At 50.0% G+C, this 20,705-nt stretch carries 15 protein-coding genes and 1 tRNA gene; 4 read left to right on the forward strand and 12 right to left on the reverse strand.

Annotated features, from left to right (window positions below; genetic code table 11):
• Positions 1 to 136 precede the first annotated feature (136 nt).
• From ABLA33_RS00140 to pepT, 4 genes are all read right to left on the reverse strand, one after another.
• A complete protein-coding gene (locus ABLA33_RS00140; RefSeq protein WP_311489599.1) occupies positions 137 to 292 on the reverse strand; it encodes a hypothetical protein in 156 nt (51 codons plus the stop codon).
• Positions 293 to 304: 12 nt separating this feature from the next.
• Entirely contained in the window at positions 305 to 2,662 is a 2,358-nt protein-coding gene (gene feoB / locus ABLA33_RS00145; RefSeq protein WP_311489600.1) for a ferrous iron transport protein B, read from the reverse strand.
• A gap of 235 nt (positions 2,663 to 2,897) precedes the next feature.
• Positions 2,898 to 5,201: a cation:proton antiporter gene (locus ABLA33_RS00150; RefSeq protein WP_311489601.1), complete on the reverse strand. Its 2,304-nt coding sequence runs from the start codon at positions 5,199 to 5,201 to the stop codon at positions 2,898 to 2,900.
• 66 nt (positions 5,202 to 5,267) lie between these two features.
• Positions 5,268 to 6,494 (reverse strand): peptidase T, encoded by a 1,227-nt coding sequence (gene pepT, locus ABLA33_RS00155; protein ID WP_311489602.1) that lies wholly within the window; start codon positions 6,492 to 6,494, stop codon positions 5,268 to 5,270.
• Positions 6,495 to 6,575: 81 nt separating this feature from the next.
• On the opposite strand from pepT, the gene ABLA33_RS00160 reads away from it, so the two are divergent.
• From ABLA33_RS00160 to ABLA33_RS00175, 4 genes are all read left to right on the forward strand, one after another.
• On the forward strand, positions 6,576 to 7,043 hold the full coding sequence (locus ABLA33_RS00160; protein WP_347718753.1) for a nucleoside deaminase: 468 nt from the start codon (positions 6,576 to 6,578) through the stop codon (positions 7,041 to 7,043).
• Between the two features lie 119 nt (positions 7,044 to 7,162).
• Complete coding sequence (locus ABLA33_RS00165; RefSeq protein WP_347718754.1) at positions 7,163 to 8,467, forward strand: MFS transporter; 1,305 nt, start codon at positions 7,163 to 7,165, stop codon at positions 8,465 to 8,467.
• 52 nt (positions 8,468 to 8,519) lie between these two features.
• The gene (locus ABLA33_RS00170; protein ID WP_347718755.1) at positions 8,520 to 11,192 is read left to right on the forward strand and encodes a 4-alpha-glucanotransferase; all 2,673 of its coding nucleotides are present in this window, start codon (positions 8,520 to 8,522) and stop codon (positions 11,190 to 11,192) included.
• Between the two features lie 81 nt (positions 11,193 to 11,273).
• Complete coding sequence (locus ABLA33_RS00175) at positions 11,274 to 12,200, forward strand: DMT family transporter (protein WP_347718756.1); 927 nt, start codon at positions 11,274 to 11,276, stop codon at positions 12,198 to 12,200.
• Between the two features lie 325 nt (positions 12,201 to 12,525).
• On the opposite strand, the gene ABLA33_RS00180 is transcribed toward ABLA33_RS00175, so the two are convergent.
• The 8 genes from ABLA33_RS00180 to ABLA33_RS00215 all read right to left on the reverse strand — a co-directional run bounded on the left by ABLA33_RS00180 (position 12,526) and on the right by ABLA33_RS00215 (position 20,594).
• On the reverse strand, positions 12,526 to 13,260 hold the full coding sequence (locus ABLA33_RS00180) for a DUF2807 domain-containing protein (RefSeq protein WP_347718757.1): 735 nt from the start codon (positions 13,258 to 13,260) through the stop codon (positions 12,526 to 12,528).
• 76 nt (positions 13,261 to 13,336) lie between these two features.
• A tRNA-Arg gene (locus ABLA33_RS00185) sits at positions 13,337 to 13,410 on the reverse strand.
• 97 nt (positions 13,411 to 13,507) lie between these two features.
• The gene (asnA, locus tag ABLA33_RS00190) at positions 13,508 to 14,545 is read right to left on the reverse strand and encodes an aspartate--ammonia ligase (RefSeq protein WP_347718758.1); all 1,038 of its coding nucleotides are present in this window, start codon (positions 14,543 to 14,545) and stop codon (positions 13,508 to 13,510) included.
• A gap of 140 nt (positions 14,546 to 14,685) precedes the next feature.
• Positions 14,686 to 15,702 carry an endonuclease/exonuclease/phosphatase family protein gene (locus ABLA33_RS00195; RefSeq protein ID WP_347718759.1) on the reverse strand — a complete coding sequence of 339 codons (1,017 nt, stop codon included), beginning with the start codon at positions 15,700 to 15,702 and terminating at the stop codon, positions 14,686 to 14,688.
• A 114-nt stretch (positions 15,703 to 15,816) separates the two neighbouring features.
• Positions 15,817 to 16,497, reverse strand: coding sequence for a BACON domain-containing protein (locus ABLA33_RS00200; protein ID WP_347718760.1), 681 nt, complete (start codon positions 16,495 to 16,497; stop codon positions 15,817 to 15,819).
• Positions 16,498 to 16,516: 19 nt separating this feature from the next.
• A complete protein-coding gene (locus ABLA33_RS00205; protein ID WP_347718761.1) occupies positions 16,517 to 17,092 on the reverse strand; it encodes a DUF6624 domain-containing protein in 576 nt (191 codons plus the stop codon).
• Between the two features lie 59 nt (positions 17,093 to 17,151).
• Positions 17,152 to 19,968: a putative LPS assembly protein LptD gene (locus ABLA33_RS00210; RefSeq protein ID WP_347718762.1), complete on the reverse strand. Its 2,817-nt coding sequence runs from the start codon at positions 19,966 to 19,968 to the stop codon at positions 17,152 to 17,154.
• An 89-nt stretch (positions 19,969 to 20,057) separates the two neighbouring features.
• On the reverse strand, positions 20,058 to 20,594 hold the full coding sequence (locus tag ABLA33_RS00215) for an HDIG domain-containing metalloprotein (protein WP_347718763.1): 537 nt from the start codon (positions 20,592 to 20,594) through the stop codon (positions 20,058 to 20,060).
• Positions 20,595 to 20,705: the final 111 nt, after the last annotated feature.

A 20,705-nucleotide genomic window follows, 5' to 3' on the forward strand; every position in this document is an offset into this window, starting at 1 on the left:
TAATATGCACGCAAAGAAAAAGTCCGCAGCACTCACTAAGAGAGGTTGCGGACATAGTTTGTTATACTGATTTGTGTGAAATGCCTAAGAGTTTCTTCCAACTCCTTGTGGAGCGGTGTCTTTTTCTTTGTGGCCCTCACTCCTTATTGAGGAGCTCTTTGAGCGCACAGCCTTGAGCCTGACACGTTTCACATTTCTTTTTGTTGTGCCGATGCTCAAAAATCTTTTTTGCAAGCACACCCACCACGATAGCCACGATGAGCAGTAGTAAGAGAATACTTTGTAGATTCATACGATGAATGTTTTAGAAAATGAGATGGGCAAGGCCGTAGGCAATGAGGGCGCACAGCCAAGCGATAGCCGTTTGCCAGAACACAAGACCAATGGCGTAGTTGCGCCCCATTTCTTGCTTCACGGTGGCGATTGTTGCCACACACGGCGTGTAGAGCAAAGAGAAGACGAGCAGGGAGATGGCCGCGGGGAAAGCCAGTGCGGCGTGGAATCCTGCTGTGTTGCCAAAGAGCACCGTCATGGTGGCCACCACGCTCTCCTTTGCCATGAAGCCGGCAATGAGAGAAGAAACAAACTTCCAGTTGCCGAAGCCCAACGGACTAAAGATGGGGGCTATCAGATTGGCGATGTGTGCCAGCATACTTTGTTCTGAGTCGGTCACAGCGTTCAGACCGAAGTCGAACGACTGGAGAAACCATATCAGAATCGTTGCCACGAGGATGATGCTAAAGGCACGCTGGATGAAGTCCTTCGTCTTGTCCCAGATGAGACGCAAAACGCTCTGCGCACCAGGCAAACGGTAGTTGGGAAGCTCCATAACGAAAGGCACAGCCTCGCCGCGGAATGCTATCTTCTTCATGATGAGTGCCACGATAATGCCCACAAAAATCGACAGCAGGTAAAGCCCTGTCATGATAAGGCCGCCGTCGTGGGGGAAGAAGGCCGCGATGAAGAAACCATAGATGGGGAGCTTGGCAGTGCAGCTCATGAATGGCGTCAGCATCACCGTCATGCGGCGGTCGCGTTCGGAGGGCAGCGTGCGGGTTGCCATCACGCTCGGAACGGAGCAACCGAAGCCCATGAGTAGGGGAACGATGCTTCGACCCGACAAGCCGAGCTTTCTCATACTCTTGTCCATGACGAAGGCTATACGTGCCATATAGCCGCTGTCCTCCAGCATGGAAAGGAAGAAGAAAAGAATGATGATGATGGGTAAGAAACTAACAACAGTGCCCACACCCGTGTAGACACCTTTGATAATCAAATCGTGGAGAATGGGGGAGACGTTCCAAGAAGTAAGGGCTTGATCGCTCACTTCGGTGAACCAGTCGACGCCCTCTTGCAGCCAATCCTGAAGTGTAGTGCCGAGGAGGTCGAAAGTAATGTAGAAGATACCCGCCATAATGAGGAGAAAGGCTGGAAAGGCTGTCCAACGCCCCGTGAGTATCGTGTCGATGCGCCGGCTGCGAGCGTGTTCCTTGCTCTCCTGCGGTTTCACCACCGTGTCGGCACACGCTGACAGAATGAAGCTGTAGCGCATATCGGCAATAGCGGCAGCGGCATCGAGTCCGCGCTCTTCCTCCATTTGTTCGCGTATGTGTTCCATCATTTCCTCCTCGTTTTCCTCCAGTTGCAGGGCTTTGTTCACGAGCGCATCGCCTTCGAGGAGTTTCGTGGCGGCGAAGCGTGCTGGGATTTGTGCCTTCTCGGCGTGGTCGTAGATGAGATGGGTCATGGCGTGAATGGCGCGATGCACCGCTCCTCCGTGTTCGTGGGCGCCGCAGAAGTCCTTCCGAGCAGGACCTTCATTGTATTTCGCCACATGAATGGCGTGTTCCACGAGTTCTGCCACACCTTCGTTTTTCAGTGCTGAAATGGGGATAACGGGGATACCCAGCCGGCTTTCCAACTCATTGACGAGAATCGTTCCGCCGTTGTTGCGCACCTCGTCCATCATGTTGAGAGCCAAGACAGTGGGGATGCCCAGTTCCAGAATCTGCATCGTCAAGTAGAGGTTGCGCTCAATGTTGGAAGCATCCACGATGTTGATGATGCAAGTAGGGTGGACGTTGAAAATAAACTCTCTGCTGACAATTTCCTCATTGCTGTAAGGCGACAGGGAGTAGATGCCGGGCAGGTCGGTTACGGTGGCTTCGGGATGGCCTTTGATAATTCCCGTTTTCTGGTCTACTGTCACGCCGGGGAAGTTGCCCACATGCTGATTGGCGCCCGTCAGTTGGTTGAAGAGCGTAGTTTTTCCGCTGTTTTGATTGCCCAAAAGCGCAAAGGTCAGTTTCTCATTGACGATGTGTTTATGCTCACCCGTGTGACCTTCTATCGGGTTCATTTCACCATAACCGGGGTGAGGCTCTTCATGGCCGTAGCTGACACTGAAGTTATGTTGGCTCTTCTGTGGTTCGGGATTTTCTTGCAGCTCTATATCGATTTTCTCAGCATCTGCCAGTCGGAGCGTTAGCTCGTAGCCATGCACGAGCAGCTGCATCGGGTCGCCCATTGGCGCATATTTCACCAATTTTACATCGATGCCTGGAATAACGCCCATGTCGAGGAAGTGCTGACGCAGTGCACCCTTTCCTCCCACGGCTGTCACCCGTCCGGTCTGACCTATATTGAGTTCTTTTAATGTCATAGTTGTTATGTTTTGAAAAAGCAAAGTTACGAGCGATTTTTCAGACCCGCTATACCGCGTTTGGGGGATGGTTGTAAAAAATATCCTTATTGTGTCAGCTGGCTTCCTTATTCTGTCGGCTGACACAATAAAGGCGTAGGCCAACAGCCTTATTGTATTTTTGAGTCAGTGCCTGCTGGCTTGAAGTGTGTCGGACAGGTCAGACTGGTCGGACTGGTCCGACACTCTTTTGCTCTTATTCCTGATTTTCTTTTTTCGGGAGACTGTATTGACGGAGCCGTTTCAAGTCCTTGCTTTCGCCCACCAGCCAAATGGTGTCGCCTGCATGGATGACACGATCGGCCGAAGGCACATCGATGGCATTACTCGTTTCGTCGTCATTATCGAACCCTACAACCAAACATTGGAAGTCCGTGCGGATATTGGCCTCGAAGAGGTCTTTGCCGCAAAGCGGAGAACCCGTGTGAATGGTGAAATGATCGATATCGAGATGATGCTTCTGATCGTTGGGCGTGGCTTCTGCTATCTCACTATTCATTCGTTTCGACAAATTTTGTAGGCTCTCATCATCACCTATCACTTCGATGCGATCACAAGGGAAGAGCATGGTTTCACCATCGGGGATGTTGATGCGATTGTTGCCGCGGATGATGGCTGCAACGTGTACACTGTCGCGATGCCCCAGTTGGAGTTCACGCAGTGTTTTCCCACCCCAACAAGAGTCTTCCGGCAGGGCCAGTTCGGAGAGGTGGACGTCATGCTTTTGCAACGTGTTGGCATAGCCTGGTCGGCGAGCTGCTGCATATATCTCACGCGAACGCAGATTGGTGGTGAAGGTGCGCTCCAAGCGGATGGAAATGAGTTTCACCCACAGCGCGAAATGATTGTGGACGGCAAATTTCTCCAGCACAAAACTGAGTGTGAGGAAGATAGCAATCAGAACGTTCCAATACCACTGTAGCGGACAGAGAAATTCGATGATATAGAAAACGCCAGCAGTGGCAATGGCAAAGCGTATAAGCACCGTGATGTTGAAAAGTATGAGGTTGAGCGTGGAGTGTTCCTCGCGCCATTCTTCCACCTGTGGAGAAAAGTATTTCTTCGTCACGATGGGGCGTAGGAAAATGCTCACACCCACATAAGTAATGATGCCGCTCAGGATGTTGCCCGCCCAGTGGCCAAAGATACCGCGAGAGAGCGGGAGTACTGTGGAGAATGATATGGTCACAAAGGCGGCCGACAATACGAGGTATGCTCCCGTGATGATGAGCTGACTGGTCAGCATATTCTTCCAGGGGTGTGCAGATTTTTGCTTTTCTAATGCTGCGCCTCGCTGCTCCAATCGGCGGGTGACGGTTTGGGGCAAAAGTCGCTGTACGAAGCCGTAAGCGGGTTCGGCCAACTTGATGAGGTAGGGGGTAGTGAAAGTGGTGATGATACTCACTGCTACCACCACGGGGTAGAGGAATTTGCTCGTCACGCCTAAGCTGACGCCAAGGCCAGCAAGGATGAATGAAAACTCACCTATTTGGGTGAGCGAAAAACCGCATTGCATGCTCACTTTGAGCGTGTGGCCAGAGATGAGGAAGCTCAGCGAGCCAAAGAGAGCTTGCCCGATGATGATGGCCAATACGATGACCACGATGGGTTGCCAGTAGGCTACAAGAATAGAGGGATCTACCAACATACCCACGCTGACAAAGAAAATGGCACCAAAGAGATCTTTGACGGGGGCTACTACGCGCTCAATGCTTTCTGCCTCGATGGTTTCGGCCAAGATACTACCCATCATAAACGCACCAAAGGCCGAAGAGTAGCCGGCTTTGGTGGCGAGAACTACAAGGAGGAAACATAGGCCCACGCTTACGATGAGTAGCGTTTCCTTACCAATCCACTTGGAGTTGCGCCGCAAAACGAGTGGAACAATAAAGATGCCCACCACAAACCAAAGCACGAGGAAGAAGCCGAGCTTCAAGAAACTTTGTAAGAGTTCTGTGCCTTCAAACTGGCTGCTGACGGCCATTGCCGAGAGTATCACCATGAGCAAGATGCCCAAGATGTCCTCCAAAATGAGTACGCCCAGCACGACGTTGGCAAACTTCTTTTGCCGCAAGCCTAATTCGTCGAGGGCTTTGTAGATGATCGTTGTGGACGACATAGCCAGCATGCCGCCTAAGAAAAGGCTGTTCATGTGGCTCCACCCGAAGCTGCGCCCCACAAGGGAGCCTATCGTGATCATAAACGTGATGACACTCACTGCCGCTATGATAGGGCGGAGTCCCATCTTCACAATTTTCTTGAAAGAGAACTCAAGGCCGAGGGTGAACATGATGAAGATGACTCCGATACTCGACCATGTGTCGATACTGCTTGTGTCGGACACGGTGGGTACCCAAGTCATGTGAGGGCCTGTGAGAAAGCCGGCCAGGATATAGCCCAGGATGAGAGGCTGCTTGAGGCGCTTAAAAAGAAGGGTGGTAATTCCGGCTACAATCAGAATGAGTGCTAAGTCGGATACGAGTTGTGGAAGTTCAGACATAGGAAAATAAAAAACGAGCCTCAACTGTTTGTTAGCAAAGGTTGAGGCTCTATGAGGAAAAGTTTCTTATTCGTTGAAGTTGCCCACGATGCGGCAGATGTTCACTACTACTTCCATCGCTTTTTCAAGGTTGCGGATGGGGAGGAACTCGTGAGGACCGTGGAAGTCGAGCCCACCGGCGAAGATGTTCGGACAGGGCAGCCCGCGGAAGGAGAGCTGCGCACCATCTGTTCCGCCTCGGATGGCTTGGATGCGAGGACTGACGCCCGCTTCCTCCATGGCCTTGATGGCTATGTCCACTACGTGGTAGACGGGGTCTATCATCTCCTTCATGTTCTTGTATTGGTCGTGGATGTGGATACTGACAGTGCCTTCGCCATACTTCTCGTTGAGCTGCGCTGCCACTTCCTTAATGGTGCGTTTGCGGGCTTCGAATTTTGAAGCATCGTGGTCGCGAATGATAAAACTCATCGCGGCATTCTCACAAGCGGACTCAATGCCGAGGCAATGGAAGAAACCTTCGTAGCCCTCTGTGAGCTCGGGGATTTCGTCCTGCGGAAGGAGGTTCATGAACTCTACGGCAACGCGCGTTGCATTGACCATTTTGTTCTTAGCATAGCCTGTGTGTACGCTAACGCCTTTGATTTCTACTTTCGCTGCAGCTGCGTTGAAATTCTCAAATTCCAATTCGCCAATGTCGCCGCCGTCCATCGTGTAGGCCCATTCGCAGCCAAATTTTTCAACGTCGAACTTATGAGCACCTAAGCCAATTTCTTCGTCAGGATTGAAGCCCACGCGAATTTTGCCGTGCTCGATTTCGGGATGTTCTTTGAGATAAACCATCGCCTGGACAATTTCGGCGATACCTGCCTTGTCGTCAGCACCCAGCAGGGTGTGACCATCGGTCACAATGAGGTCCTCACCGATATGTTGGCGAAGTTCGGGGAAAACTTTAGGACTTGTAACAAGACCTCCCTTTTCCAACTCAATATCTCCACCGTCGTAGTTCTTAACAATATGCGGTTTGATATTAGCTCCCGAGGCATCGGGACTGGTGTCCATGTGGGCAATGAAACCTACCACGGGGGCGTCCTTCTTAGTATTGGCTGGGAGTGTGGCATAGAGATAGCCTTCGTCTGTCAGTTCTATGTCTTCCAAACCAATCTCCTCGAGCTGGTCGCGCAGGAAGCGCGCAAAGACAAGTTGTTTGTCCGTACTCGGCGTCTTACCCGTGTCTTCGGCAGATTGTGTGTCGAATGTCGTATATTCAAGAAATCTTTGAACAATATCCATATTTTGACGTTTATTTATATGCTTTTTGCAAAAATAGAAATTATTTCTTACTTTTGCCTACAAACGTCTTGATTTTTAATAATGGAAACGATAGACTTCATGCGAGAAGCGATACGCCTCTCTGATGAAAATGTTAAAAACGGTGGCGGCCCATTTGGAGCTGTTATTGTAAAGAACGGTGAGATTATTGCTACAGGGGTCAATCGCGTTACGGCGAACAACGACCCTACGGCGCATGCCGAAGTGAGTGCTATCCGCGCTGCTGGACAAAAGTTGGGCACGTTCGACCTTAGTGGCTGCGACATCTACACGAGTTGCGAGCCGTGTCCCATGTGCTTAGGAGCTATTTATTGGGCACATCTCGACCGTATGTATTATGCCTGCAATAAGGACGATGCGGCGGATGCTGGTTTCGACGATTCTTTTATTTATAAGGAACTCGATCTTGAAGCCTCCGAGCGTCGTTTGAAGTCGGAGAATATGCTGCGTTCCGAAGCTCTCAAAACTTTTGAAGCATGGAAGGAAAAAAGCGACAAAGTGGAGTATTGATTTTCAGAATCTCCGCAACGTGATACCGAGGAGCTATGAGTAGAGAACTATGCCACGGCGGTTCTCTGCTGATAGTTCCTCGTTATGTTTTCAGGATAACTAACTAAACTCTTTTTTATATGAAACAAAAACCTAATCTAAACTTTTGGAAGCTCTGGAATCTTAGTTTTGGATTCTTCGGCGTACAGATTGCTTATGCCCTACAAGGGGCTAATATCTCACGAATCTTTGCTACACTGGGAGCAGACCCGCATAGTTTGGGGTATTTTTGGATTCTGCCTCCGCTGATGGGACTTCTTGTTCAGCCCATCATTGGTACGCTGAGCGACAAAACGTGGACGCGTTTCGGCCGCCGCATTCCCTATCTCTTCGTAGGCGCTGCTTTTGCCGTAACCGTGATGTGTTTGTTGCCCAATGCGGGTTCGTTCGGCCTCACTATTGGTGGAGCGATGATTTTCGGCTTGATAGCATTGATGCTCCTTGATACGTCCATCAATATGGCTATGCAACCTTTCAAGATGTTGGTAGGCGACATGGTGAACGAGAAACAAAAAGCCAGAGCCTATTCCATCCAAAGTTTTCTTTGTAATGCCGGCAATGTGGTAGGTTTTGTCTTTCCTTACGTTTTTGCATGGATAGGACTGAAGAACCAAGCTCCCAAGGGCGTTGTGCCTGATACAGTCATTTGGTCGTTCTATGTAGGTGCAGCTATCTTGATTCTCTGTGTTGTTTACACGGTTTTGAAGGTCAAGGAATGGACACCTGCTGAGTATGCAGCGTATAACGAAGCCAAGGAGGAAGTGAAAGAGGAAAAGGCCGACTGGCTGACGCTCTTAAAGAATGCTCCTGCCACGTTTTGGAAAGTAGGCCTTGTTCAGTTTTTTTGTTGGGCTGGTTTCCTTTATATGTGGAATTATACGCCAGGTGCAATCTCCGAAACAGTTTGGAATACGACGGATACCAGTACGCATGCTTACCAAGAAGCTGGAAACTGGGTGGGCATTCTCTTTGCCGTTCAAGCCATGGGAAGTGTGGCTTGGGCACTTGTCTTGCCCCGCTTCCGCAACACGAAAGTGGCTTATGCCATCAGTTTGCTCGTTGCCGGAATAGGTTTTGGTATGGTGCCGTTCATCCACGACCAGTATCTGCTCTTCGTTCCGTTCCTCCTGATTGGTGCCGGCTGGGCTGCCATGCTCGCCATGCCGTTCACGTTTGTCACCAATGCCCTGCAAGGTTACGGCCACATGGGAGCATACCTCGGGCTCTTTAATGGAACCATCTGTGTGCCGCAGATTGTTGCCGCGGCCATAAGTGGCTATTTACTGACGCTTGTTGGTTCTCATCAGAGCAACATGATGTATGTAGCCAGCATCTTCCTCTGTCTCGGAGCATTATCTGTTTCTTTCATTCGAGGAGAGAAATAGCTCATCATCCTTTTAATATAACTACATCGAATAATATAAGCACATTAAATATATGGAAGTATTTTTTCATTTAGAGTATAAAACGTCCTATGGAGAAGAGCTCTATGTGAACGTTGTTGGCGACAACAAAAAATATATCATGCACACGCTCGATGGCCTACATTGGGAGGCACAGTTGAAACTAAAAGGTGAGGGCGCAGTGCTGAACTATTTCTACAGTGTTGAGACAGCTGGCGGGCTCCGTGCCGTGGAATGGACGGCCGAAACGCACCGCCTCGAACTTTCAGTAGCAAACGCCAAATGTTATCACGTTTACGACCGTTGGATGGATATTCCAGAGGATTCCTATCTTTATAGTTCGGCTTTCACCGAATGTGTAAATCGCCGCGAGAAAGCAGCTGTGGAGCGTGACAATTATGCCCACACGGTGCGCCTCAAGGTGCGTGCGCCGCAGTTGCGTTCCGATGAGCATTTAGCCTTATCGGGAGCTACGCCCTTGCTGGGAGATTGGCAAGAGGATAAGGTGCTGCCCATGACAGAGCACAACTACAACGAGTGGATCTTAGACCTCGATGCCGATAAGTGTGCAAATGGAAAAATAGAATTTAAGTTTTTGGCACAGACAACCAAAGAAGGGCACACGTCAGTCCGATTTTGGGAAACGAGAGAGAATCGTGTCATCATGCTCCCTAAGTTGGCCAAAGGAGAGGTGGTAGTCTATGAATTAGACCAGGCTTTCTTCCCCATCCCGAACCATCGCATGGCAGGAACGCTCATTCCCGTTTTCTCCTTGCGTTCTCAGAGCAGTTTCGGTGTGGGAGATTTCGGCGATTTGCGCAAGATGATAGATTTCGTAAGTGCCACGCGTCAACGCGTACTACAGGTGTTGCCCATCAACGACACTACCATCTCGCACCGTTGGACCGATTCTTATCCTTATAGCTGTATCAGCATCTTTGCTCTCCATCCGCAGTATGTCGATCTCACCCAGCTGCCCGCACTCAAGGATAAGAAGCGCGCTGCCCACTTTGAGGAGCTGCGCAAAGAGCTGAATGCGTTGCCCGAAATCGACTATGAGCGCGTCAATGCAGCCAAGACGGAATATCTCCACGAACTCTTTGCTCAGGAAGGCGATAAGGTGATGAAGAGCCAAGCCTTTAAGGCGTTTTTCCAAGAAACGGAGCAGTGGCTCGTGCCTTATGGGCAGTACTGCTATCTCCGCGACAAGAATGGAACGGCCGACTTCTCTCAATGGCCCGACCATAAAGTGTGGGACGAGAAAGAAAGGAAATCTCTCTCCACTCCTGATACTGCAGCATGGAAGAATGTGGCGTTCTACTATTACGTACAATTCCTGCTCAGCACACAGATGGAAGCTGCTCACGACTATGCTCGACAGAAACACGTCATCCTCAAAGGCGACATCCCCATAGGTGTGAACCGCCACGGCTGCGATGTGTGGATGGAACCCAACTATTTCAACCTCAACGGACAGGCTGGTGCTCCACCTGATGATTTCTCTGTTAACGGACAGAACTGGGGTTTCCCTACCTACAATTGGGATGCTATGATAGCCGATGGTTGTCGCTGGTGGGTGCGCCGTTTCCAGAATATGCAGAAGTATTTTGATGCCTACCGCATTGATCATGTGCTCGGTTTCTTCCGCATTTGGGAAATACCCATCCATTCTGTCCACGGATTGCTCGGACAGTTCGCGCCCTCGCTCGGTATGACGCGAGAAGAGATAGAGTCTTACGGTCTCCACTTCCAAGAAGAATTATTCACTAAGCCATTCATTGCCGACTGGGTGCTCGACCGAATTTTCCATGAGTATGCACAAGAGGTCAAGGACACTTATCTCAATCATGCTCACGACGATATTTGGGAGATGAAGCCCGAATATGATACGCAGCGCAAGGTGGAAGCTGCTTTTGAAGGTCGTACGAGTGAGAAGGATATCCTCTTGCGCGATGGACTGTATGCCCTCATCAGCGACGTGCTCTTTGTGCGCGACCGCAATGATAGCAACAAGTTCCACCCGCGTATTAGTGTACAGTTCGCCTTCATTTATGAAGCACTCTACGATTCCGACAAAGCTGCATTCAATCGCCTTTATAATGATTACTACTATCGTCGTAATAATCAGTTCTGGTATGGCGAGGCCATGAAGAAGTTGCCTCTATTGGTCAATGCCACAAGGATGCTCGTTTGTGCAGAAGACCTCGGAATGGTGCCAGCCTGCGTGGCGTGGGTCATCCAAGAGTTGCGCATCCTGAGTCTTGAAATACAGTCGATGCCAAAAGATCCCAACGTTCGTTTCGGCGTTCTCCCAGCTAATCCTTACCGCTCTGTGAGCACTATCTCTACCCACGATATGCCCACATTGCGTCAATGGTGGGACGAAGACATGGACCGCTCACAGGCCTATTATAATACAGTGCTCTATCGCGAAGGCATTGCTCCTCATCCGCTGCCGGGCTGGTTGGCACGCGACATTGTTTATCGTCATCTCAATTGCCCCTCCATGCTCTGTATTTTGAGCCTTCAGGATTGGCTTTCTGTGGATGAAGAACATCGCCACCCCAATGCCGATGCCGAACGTATCAATTTGCCTTCCAATCCTCACCACTATTGGCGTTATCGTATGCATCTCAGCATTGAAGAACTTATGAAAACTTCTATGATGCAAACCATTTCGGAAATGGTGGAGGAAACAGGCCGATAATATCCCCGCTGGCGGAAGTCGGCAGGAATTCTTTCCATAAGGAGGGACTGAAGAGTTCCTCCTTTTTTCTACACAATCATTATGACCAACAAACTAAAAGGTACTATCTGTGGCGTGCTGTCTGCCATCTTTTATGGGACCAATCCCGTTGGCGCCCTCGTTTTGTATGCCGACGGCTTCAATTCGTCCAGTGTGCTGTTCTATCGCTTTTCCATCGCCACGCTTCTGCTGGGCGCGTTGCTCCTTGCGCAGCGAAAATCGTTTCGGATCACTCGGAAAGAGTTTTGCATCATCTCTGTGCTTGGCCTCCTCTTTGCTGTCTCGGCCCTTTCGCTCTATATGAGTTTTCATTTCATGGCTGCCGGCATCGCCTCGACGCTGCTGTTTGTCTATCCCGTTATGGTAGCGGTGCTCATGGCCCTTTTCTTTCGAGAAAAGGTAACGCCCACCACGGTCGTCTCCATTCTGTTATCGCTCGTGGGCGTAGCGCTGCTCTATCGCGGCGACGGCCAATCCACACTGAGTCTGGTGGGCGTAACCCTCGTTCTGCTCTCCTCGCTCACTTACGCCTTCTATATCATCGTTGTCAACCAGAGTTCGCTGCGTATGTCGTCCGTGAAGCTCACTTTCTATGTGTTGCTCGTCTGCACGTTGGCCATTATGGCTTGGTCGTTTGTTAGTCCTGGAAATCATCTGATGATGCTCCACACGCCTTGGCACTGGTTCATGGGTTTCTGGATGGCGATATTCCCCACCGTGCTCTCCCTCGTGCTCATGGTCCTTGCCGTCCACGACATAGGCTCTACGCCAACGGCCATCATGGGCGCACTCGAACCCGTCACTGCTGTCTTCATCGGCATCTTCCTCTTTGGCGAAGCTTTCTCCCTCCGTCTGGCCACGGGCATACTGCTCATCCTTGTTGCCGTCCTCCTCATCATTCTTGGTAAGCACCTCCGCTTCCGACCCATGCTCTTCCGCCTCCGCAAGTATTGGCGCTGGAGATATTGAGGCCTGAAGCATTCACGAATACAAAGAAAGCAGTAAAACCACACGTGGGATTTACTGCTTTCTTTCTATCATCTCGATTTTCGTTATGGAGTTTTGCCCCTGCTTTTTCCTTATTGCGTTTGAAAATGCAATAAAGATGTCAGCTGACAGCCTTATTGTGTCAGCTGACGCAATAAGAATATTTTTCCTCACTGCCTATCTACAGAATTCCCTCCATATCCCTTGTGAATACGCGTGCTCAGTGCTCTCCCAATAGGAGGCTACCGAGCGTTGCTACTCATAGGAGATATGGAGGGAGCTTTGAAAAAGGCTTATTTTTCTATTCTTACTTCACTTCTAATCCCTTCGTGTTGATTTTTCCCAAGGAGGAATTTGTTTTATTGAGTTTGTTGGTATTCCCTTTCAAGATGATAGAGCCTATACCGCTGCAGTTAGCCACAACGCTCTTGCAATTGACCGTGGCCGTGACACTACCCACGCCGCTGCTCTCCAGTTTGCAGTTGTTGCTCTTCACAGAGAATGTGCCAGAACCTACACCCGAGAAATCGAACGAAGCATTGCCCGAAACGGTGAAATGACTGTTGCTGAGACTGCCCACGCCTTCGCAATCCACTTCAAGGCTCGTGCAACTAACATTGCCGAAGCTGGCGGATCCTACGCCTTCGAGGCTGATATCTAAATCTTTGGTGTTGAGCGCTTGGCAGGTGAAATTGCCCACGCCTTCTTGTTCGAGACTTTTCAAACTAGGAGCTGTCACGTCAATGGTGCAACGGGAATTGTTGTTCTTCAAATTTCGCTGTGTAGTGATATAAAGCGTGTTTTCTTTTACATAAATGGTGTCGATACCAGGGCGAAAGGCCGTGGCCGTCACCTTATAGGTGTTGCCTTGCGTGAAGCGGACGTTGGCAACGGATTCCATCTTGATGTTTTGAAAGTCTCGCAGATTGAAGGTCCTGTCAACTGTTTTCTGTGGTTTTTTCTCGTTAGTGTTCAGCGTAATAGAACAACTGCTGGTGTTCACCACGAAAGCGAGCAACGCAAGGGAAAGAAGACTTTTCATACTTGTATTTTTTTTGTTATACAAAAGCAGGAGAGAAGGACACATTGTTCCAACTCTCCTGCCGGATAAAAAGAAGTGACTCCGATGGGACTCAAACCCATGACACATGGTACCGGAAACCATTGCTCTATTCAACTGAGCTACGAAGCCATAGTCCTATAAGACAATTGCAAAAGTAAGGATTTATTTGGAATTAACAAAAAAAACATCGGTTCTCGCCGCGCTGTGGGGGAGAACCGATGTGATGTTAAATGAGTGGAATGCCTGCGGCGCTACATTGCTTGCGCATTTCAGTGGGCCAGATAGAGGCTTGAATCTCACCGATATGCGCTTTCTTCAGATACATCATGCAGAGTCGCGATTGCCCAATACCTCCACCAATGGAGAGAGGTAGTGTGCCGTCCATCAAACGTTGGTGGAAATAGAGCCCGAGGCGGTCTTCCTTACCTGTGGCTTTGAGTTGGCGCAGTAGGGCCTCTTTGTCAACACGAATACCCATCGAACTGATTTCTACGGAGCGTCCCAGCGTGTCGTACCACAAAAGCAAGTCGCCATTCAGTCCCGCCGTTCCTTCCTCGTTGATGCTGGTCCAGTCGTCGTAGTCGGGGGCGCGCAGATCGTGGGGCTTGCCATCGCCCAGTGGACCTCCAATGCCGATGATGAAGACGGCACCGTATTCCTTGCATATCCGATCTTCGCGTTCTTTAGGTGTCAGGTCGGGAAAGCGTTGGCGCAGCTCTTCCGCATGGATGAAATGTACCTTTTCCGGCATACTCGGACGAAGCTGTGGGAAACGTTCGCAGATGAGAAACTCCGTGCGGAGCATGGCATAATAGATGTTTTTGACAGTCTTTTTGAGGTAGTCGATAGTGCGGTCCTCTCTGCTGATAGAGCGTTCCCAGTCCCATTGATCAACGTAGAGGGAATGGAGATTATCCAGCTCTTCATCAGCACGAATAGCATTCATGTCGGTATATATACCATAGCCCACGGGCACTTGTTGGTCGGCCAGCATCAGTCGCTTCCATTTTGCCAACGAATGGACCACTTCGGCGCGCGTGTCGCCCAAATCCTTGATAGGGAAGGAGACGGGACGCTCCACACCGCTCAAATCATCGTTGATACCAAGGCCGCGCTGCACGAAGAGCGGGCCAGTGACACGGCGGAGCTTCAGCCCTGTAGCTAAGTTGGTTTGGAAAAATTCTTTTATCTCTTTAATGCCCTGCTCGGTGTCGTTGCGTCCGAGTAGTGCTTTATAACCTTTAGGTATGATTACTTTGCTCATTTGTGTGCTTTTGTGTTACTGATGCAAAGATAATACGGCTTTTTGAAAGAGAAAAGATAAATAAAGAATTCTTATGTAAAAAGTTTTAGGAATTTTTAGTCTATTGCTTATTGCGAAGGTCTTTTTTCTTGTGGGTTGCCTCACTCGTAGAGGTCGAGCAGGAGGGGGAGATGATCGGAAGTACCGCCGTGATAGTGAGGACCTACAAATGTGTAGCGAGGTTTGAGGCCGCCGCTGGAATCTGGTTCGGTCAGGAAAGGGAAGTGGACAATCCGACAAGCGGAAGGCGTGGTGCGGAGACCTTCTGCAGCCCGCAAGAGCCCACCATTCACTACAAATTGGTCAAGTTGGTTCCATTCCCCGCGAAACTTATAAGTGCCGCGAATATCTTCGGGTCCTTTGAGATTGGCTGAAAGGATGTAGAGCGATGTATCGGCAAATGGCGGTTGGGGCAATAAGGCGCGCAATCCCTCACTGAGGCTTCGGTTGTGAAACTCATCATTGCAATCGCCCGTGATAACGAGAGCGGGGCGCAGACGGTGCTGTATCAAACTGTCGGCCGCGGCTCGGATGCGTTGTGCTGTGCGGATGCGGTAAGGCTCAGTCTTTTCTTGTCCGCCCGCCCGACTGGGCCAGTGGACGGCCATAATATCGAGTGTGTCGCCCGAAGCCACTCGGCCGCTTACGCGCAGCACATCGCGCGTGGGTTTTTCGGTGGCAGGATGGTAAGCAATACGCAGTGTATCAGTTTCAAAAGGGCGGAAAGCCATGGGCTGGTAGAGCACGGCCACGTTGATACCGCGCCGGTCGGCACTGTGGGTCACAATGTATTCGTAGCCCAAGCGGCAGAGCGACGTGTGGCGACAAAGGTCGCGGATAACGCTGTCGTTCTCCACTTCGCAAAGCACAATGACGTCGGGAGGGAGTGTGCCACCCACGGCAACAATGGCGCGGGCCAATTTCCCTAATTTGGCGTGATACAAGTTGCTTGTCCAGCGATATTTCCCTTGTGGCGTGAAATCCACATCCTGCTTGCCAGGAGCGTGGATAGTGTCGAAGAGATTTTCGACGTTATACTCCATGATTCGGAAGCAGCGGTTTTGTGCCGTGAGGGAGAGGGAAAGGGATAGAATAAACAAAAGTAGCGTGTGTTTCATTGTAGGTGAGTTTTTAAGGTGAACATAAAAAAGAGCGCGAACCTTGTTTACACAAGGGAGGTAAGAAAGGTTCGCGCTGTGGGAGACGGCAAAGAATACCGTAAGAATGTTGGTTTAGTTGGCTGCTGCTTGCACCACTTCGATAGTGTCGGTGATGCCCGCAGAGGTCAGGGTGATTTGTCCAGCCCGCTCCACTCTGGTTGTGTTAGGCGTGATGGTGAGCGAGAGAGGGTGGTAGCCCGCTGTCTGAGCGGCCGTGGGCACTTGAATCCACGCAGCGTTCGTTTGCACCATTGCGCCGTTGGCGTAAGTAGTGAAGTAGAAAGGCAGAGCCGTTGTTTTGGCATCGAGGTTTACCTTGTAGTATGCTCTGTCGTTCTGTTTGTCGTTGTTGAGGTCTTTGTAGGTGGCTGCAGGGGAGGAAATATTGAGCCAGCCCACTTGAACCACGGGCATATTGATGGTGTGCCCACCCTGAACATGGAAAATTGTTTGACGCGTAAGGCGGTCGGTGTTCACAGTAAAGGCCAGTTTGAGCAACGTATTGTAGAGTGCACCTTTGTATTTAGGTGTCATCTCGTTGGGAGTAACTGCCAACCAAGAGTTATCGACTGTCAGTTTCCACGCGTCTGTTGAGAGCACATGGATGGTATCTGATGCTTGGTCAGCATAAGCCACCATGTTGGGCTTCATAGGTGCAAACTGCATAACATGCTGTTCGAATTCGCTTTTGCAGCTCGTAAGGGTCAGCACACCGGCTGCCACTACGGATAGAATCAATGAAATGTGTTTCATACGTATGAAAAATGAGTTTTTATTGAGCGTTTAGTATGGTTTCAATAGTGAGCGTGCGATCCCATGTATAATTCCATTCGGGATGACGCTTTGAGAGTTCATCAATATAGGCTTGTTCCGAAGGTAGGCCTAATGTGGCACGGCGTTCGTCGAGTTTGTCAGCGTCGGCAACAGGCCAGAGATACGTTTTCCCGTTCATCTCCATGAATTGTGTACCATAGATTTGCGGTTCGAGTTGATCGTATCGTATGCCGTCTTGGAAGGAGGCATAATAGAAAGCATCCAGGCGTTTTTTCTGCCATGCTTGTTCGATGAGGTGAGCCATCGGCAGGCGGAAAGCCAGCGGGGAGTGGGACAGAACCAAGTAAAGTCCTTGATTGGCTTTAACGGAGCAGCTGTCAGGGTTATAGTCCGCGATGAACTCTTTGAGTACTGCGCGGTTCACACTGTCCTGTGCTTCGATAAGGCTATCAACAGTTTCGGTTTTACGGATTTGTTGATCTGCATCAAAGAGGCGTTCGAGACGCTGCGAAACGCTCTGCGCCGAGCAATTCAGGGCTGCAAGAGCAAAAAGGGATAAAACAATTTTCTTCATATTCATATATGTAAGGGGCATTCAGATGGCCACCCTTTTGTTTTTTGTGTTGTTGTTTGTTAGTACCATTCAATGTTACTGGAGTAGCTGCTGCGTTTGTCCCATTTGAGAGCATCGGCAAGTTCGCTGGCAATAGCACGGAAGGTGAAGTTGAACGAAGTGTAGGGCCTAAGTACCACGTTACACGACATTTCAAAGCAATGGAGATTGCGAGAAAGTGATGCCGTAGTCATGGAAACGCGGTGCTGCTCGAAGTCGTAACCAGAGGAGAAGGTAATGTTCCAACCATCGGAAAGGCGGAGATTACCCGAAGCATTGAGCGTTTGCGTGAACCCGAAAGGATAGCGCATGGTGCGCTGGTTGATGGGTTTGTTGCGATTCTCAAACATGGTGATACCATAGGAGAGCGTGAGCGACCACGGCAGTTGGAAATGGAGATAGCCATCTTTGTCGACCTTGGCCTTTTCTTTCTGCACCGATTTCTTCTTTGTGGCCAACAAATCGGGGTCGATGTTGGCATCTTCCACGTTGGTTTGCTCGTCGTTGTCTGATTTGTTTGCAGTCTCTTCTGTTGTGTTGTTGCGGCGACCAGCGAAGAGGTTGCGCAACTTAGTGAACGTTTGGTTGTTGAGCGTGTAAGAGATGTTTTGGCTCATGCCCTGGAAGCGTCCGAAGCGTCCGTGGCTCCATTCGGTGCGGTCGCCCACTACCACATTGCCCTTGTTGTCGAAGACATAGGCGTAAGTGGCAAAGAGTGCTGCAAGGGAGAAGGTGTAGCTCTTGGTGAGCTTCAAGCGTAGGCGAGTTGTCAGGTCGCTCCATTGGCGCGTTTTTGCCGCCATATTGTAGGAGAGCGAAGCCGAAAGTTCATCGATAAGCGAAATCTTCTTATAGCCCGTTGTGTCCTTATCGCTCTTGACCTTCATCTCAAGGTTGTTGGAGACGCTCATCGTGACCATTCCTTGCTTCGTACTGGAAGGATAACCGAAAATGCCGCTTTGATACGGAGAATACGGCACTCGCTCCACGTTACCACTGGCATCCGTCTTGTCGTAGTGGCGCGTGTAGCCGTAGCGTGAGGCAGTGAAGTCGGGCGCATAGCTGAAGCTGACGTTGGGCTTAAAGACGTGGCGGATAGCAATAATCTTACTGCCGAAAAGCTTCTTCCAAGGTTTGTAGAATCCATAGAGTGTCGTGTTGGCACTTACGGCCACATTCCAATCGTAGAGATTGTAGAAACCATAGGTAGTATCGGCCACTTCGCGCAGTGTGGTAGCATCCCAGTTTCGCATGATGCGGTTGGTGTACATCACATCGTTGAACGAGAAACTCGGGGAGATGTTGATGTATTTGAAGAGCTGGAACGTGGCATCAATAGGGATGCGGTGCTGCATACCATTGCGCCAGTCCTTGATGAGATTGGAATGGAGCAGCTGGTCCTCTTTGGTTGATATGGAGTTGCTGAATTGTCCCGTGTAGGACATAGAAATTTTTTCGTACCACCGTTCTTTCCCCACTTGGTGCTTGCGGCGGAACGGATAGAAGCGAGAGAGCGAGAAATTCAAATCGGGGAGCGACATGGTGATAGTACTGGTGCGCATGTCTTGCGTGAGGTTGGAAGAACCAGATACTGACAAACCGATGCCCGAAAAGAGATGGCTGAAACTCACCGAACTGGCGCGCGTGCTCTGCGTATAGGAGAGCGGGTTGTACAAACTCTCCAGATTTTTGCGCTCATAGTTTTCTGAAGCAAAGTTTACGCGAGCGGAGAATGTGGTATTGCCGCCGGCGGCAGCATCCTTCGTGTGGCTCCACTGCACCTTGAGGCTCGTTGTTTTCATGTAGTCCGGCAAATTCTTTTCGCCCTCCACCGTGTTGAGATAAGAGATGTAGAAATTACCGTTATATTTGTAGCGCTTCTTATAATTGGTCTCCAAACTTAATCCCCAGGAGCCTTTCGTGTAGATTTCCCCCAGGAGCTTCAAGTCCATGTAGTCGTTGAGCGCAAAGTAGTATCCACCGTTGCGGAGATAGAAACCGCGGACAGTCTCATCGCCGTAACTCGGCATGATAAAACCGCTAGAATATTTCTTATTAAAGGGGAAGAAACCATAAGGTATGCCAATGGGGAGCGGCACATCCTCAACCACGAGATAGGCCGGACCAAAGACGGTTTCCTTGCCCGGAATGACCTTGGCGCGCGATAGTTTCAGATAGAAATGGGGGTGTTTGGCGTTACAAGTGGTGTATTTGGCCGATTCCAAATACAGCGTACCGTCGTCAGTACGTTTGGAGCGTTCGCTCTGGATAAAGCCGTTGCCCTGAGTGGTATTGACATTTTGGATGAAACCTTTCTTCGTCTTGAAGTTATAGCTCATCTGCTCGCTCACATATTCGTCTGAACCCTGCTTGAATGAGGGTTTCTGTTCGAGTACACCAGCCGTGTCGGCAATGGCCTTAGCGTGAACAAGGCTTGAGTCCATATTCATCGAGATATGGCCTGCATCGAGCGTCATATTCTCGTATTTCACTTCTGCTTTGCCGAATAGAAACGCCAGTTTTGTATCGGCATCGTAAACAACAGAGTCCTCGGCTGCAAAGTCCACAGGTTTCTCCAAGCCGCCACGCTTCTTCCGCAGCGTGTCCGTGCGTAGCGTGTCCGTGCGGACAGAGTCGATGGTGATGGCTTTGGTAGCGCGAAAGGTCGAGTCCATCTGTGCCCGGCGTTGGCGGATAAGTGCCGTGTCGGGCGTAGCTTTTCGAGTGGTGTCGGTCGCTGAGGCAGAGGAGGGCTGATAGTAGAGGCCATTCTTTATGCCTGCTGTCACGCACAACGCCATCAGTGACGATAAGAGTATCGTTATAAAGGTTCTCACCTGAATTGATCAATTTTAGTGGGCGAAGATACTAATTCTAATAGAATTAGGCCGTTTTCTCACTCTTTTTAACAGCCTTCAGCACTGTCTCAATCGAATTGTTCAACCCATTTACGGAAGATTTCTACACCTTTGTCGCCGAATTTTTCAAGACTTTTCACTGTCTCTTCCACCGTACGCTCACGTTCGGGATGACTTTTAGAGAAAAATTTATCGGCATAGCAAATCACCTGTTCTTCCAATGTTTCGGGACAGAGGTCTGTGGCGGGAGGCTCCACTCCGTGATCTCTGAAGGCTTGGCGGGTCATGCCCGTCCCCGTGTGGCGTTCGCAGATGCGGGCAAGGTCTTCACGACCCTCTCGGCGCATGAGTTCTGCTCCCAACATGCCATGGAGCAGATAATTGAAATGGCCATGGCAATGGATGCCCGGTGCATCGGTCAAGAATATTCCAAGGTCGTGGAGCATAGCTCCATCGCGTAGGAGTTTTTCATTGAGATGCAGTTCGGGATGTTTGCTACAAACCTCAAGCGCCTTCTTTTCAACTTGCTGACTGTGGTGGATGAGCAACCGTCGAAGAGCATTGTCGTCGGGGTAGTACTTGTAAATGATTTCTAATGGATTCATGTTTATCAATCTCTTTGTTCCGTTGCAAAATTACTCAATTCGGAGGATTCAGCGAAGTGGAAGAACGAGGCTTTTCTTTATAAAAGAAAAACGGGCCAATTACTTGACAAA

The organism is uncultured Alloprevotella sp., assembly GCF_963536905.1.
In the GTDB taxonomy this organism is placed as follows: Bacteria; Bacteroidota; Bacteroidia; order Bacteroidales; family Bacteroidaceae; genus Alloprevotella.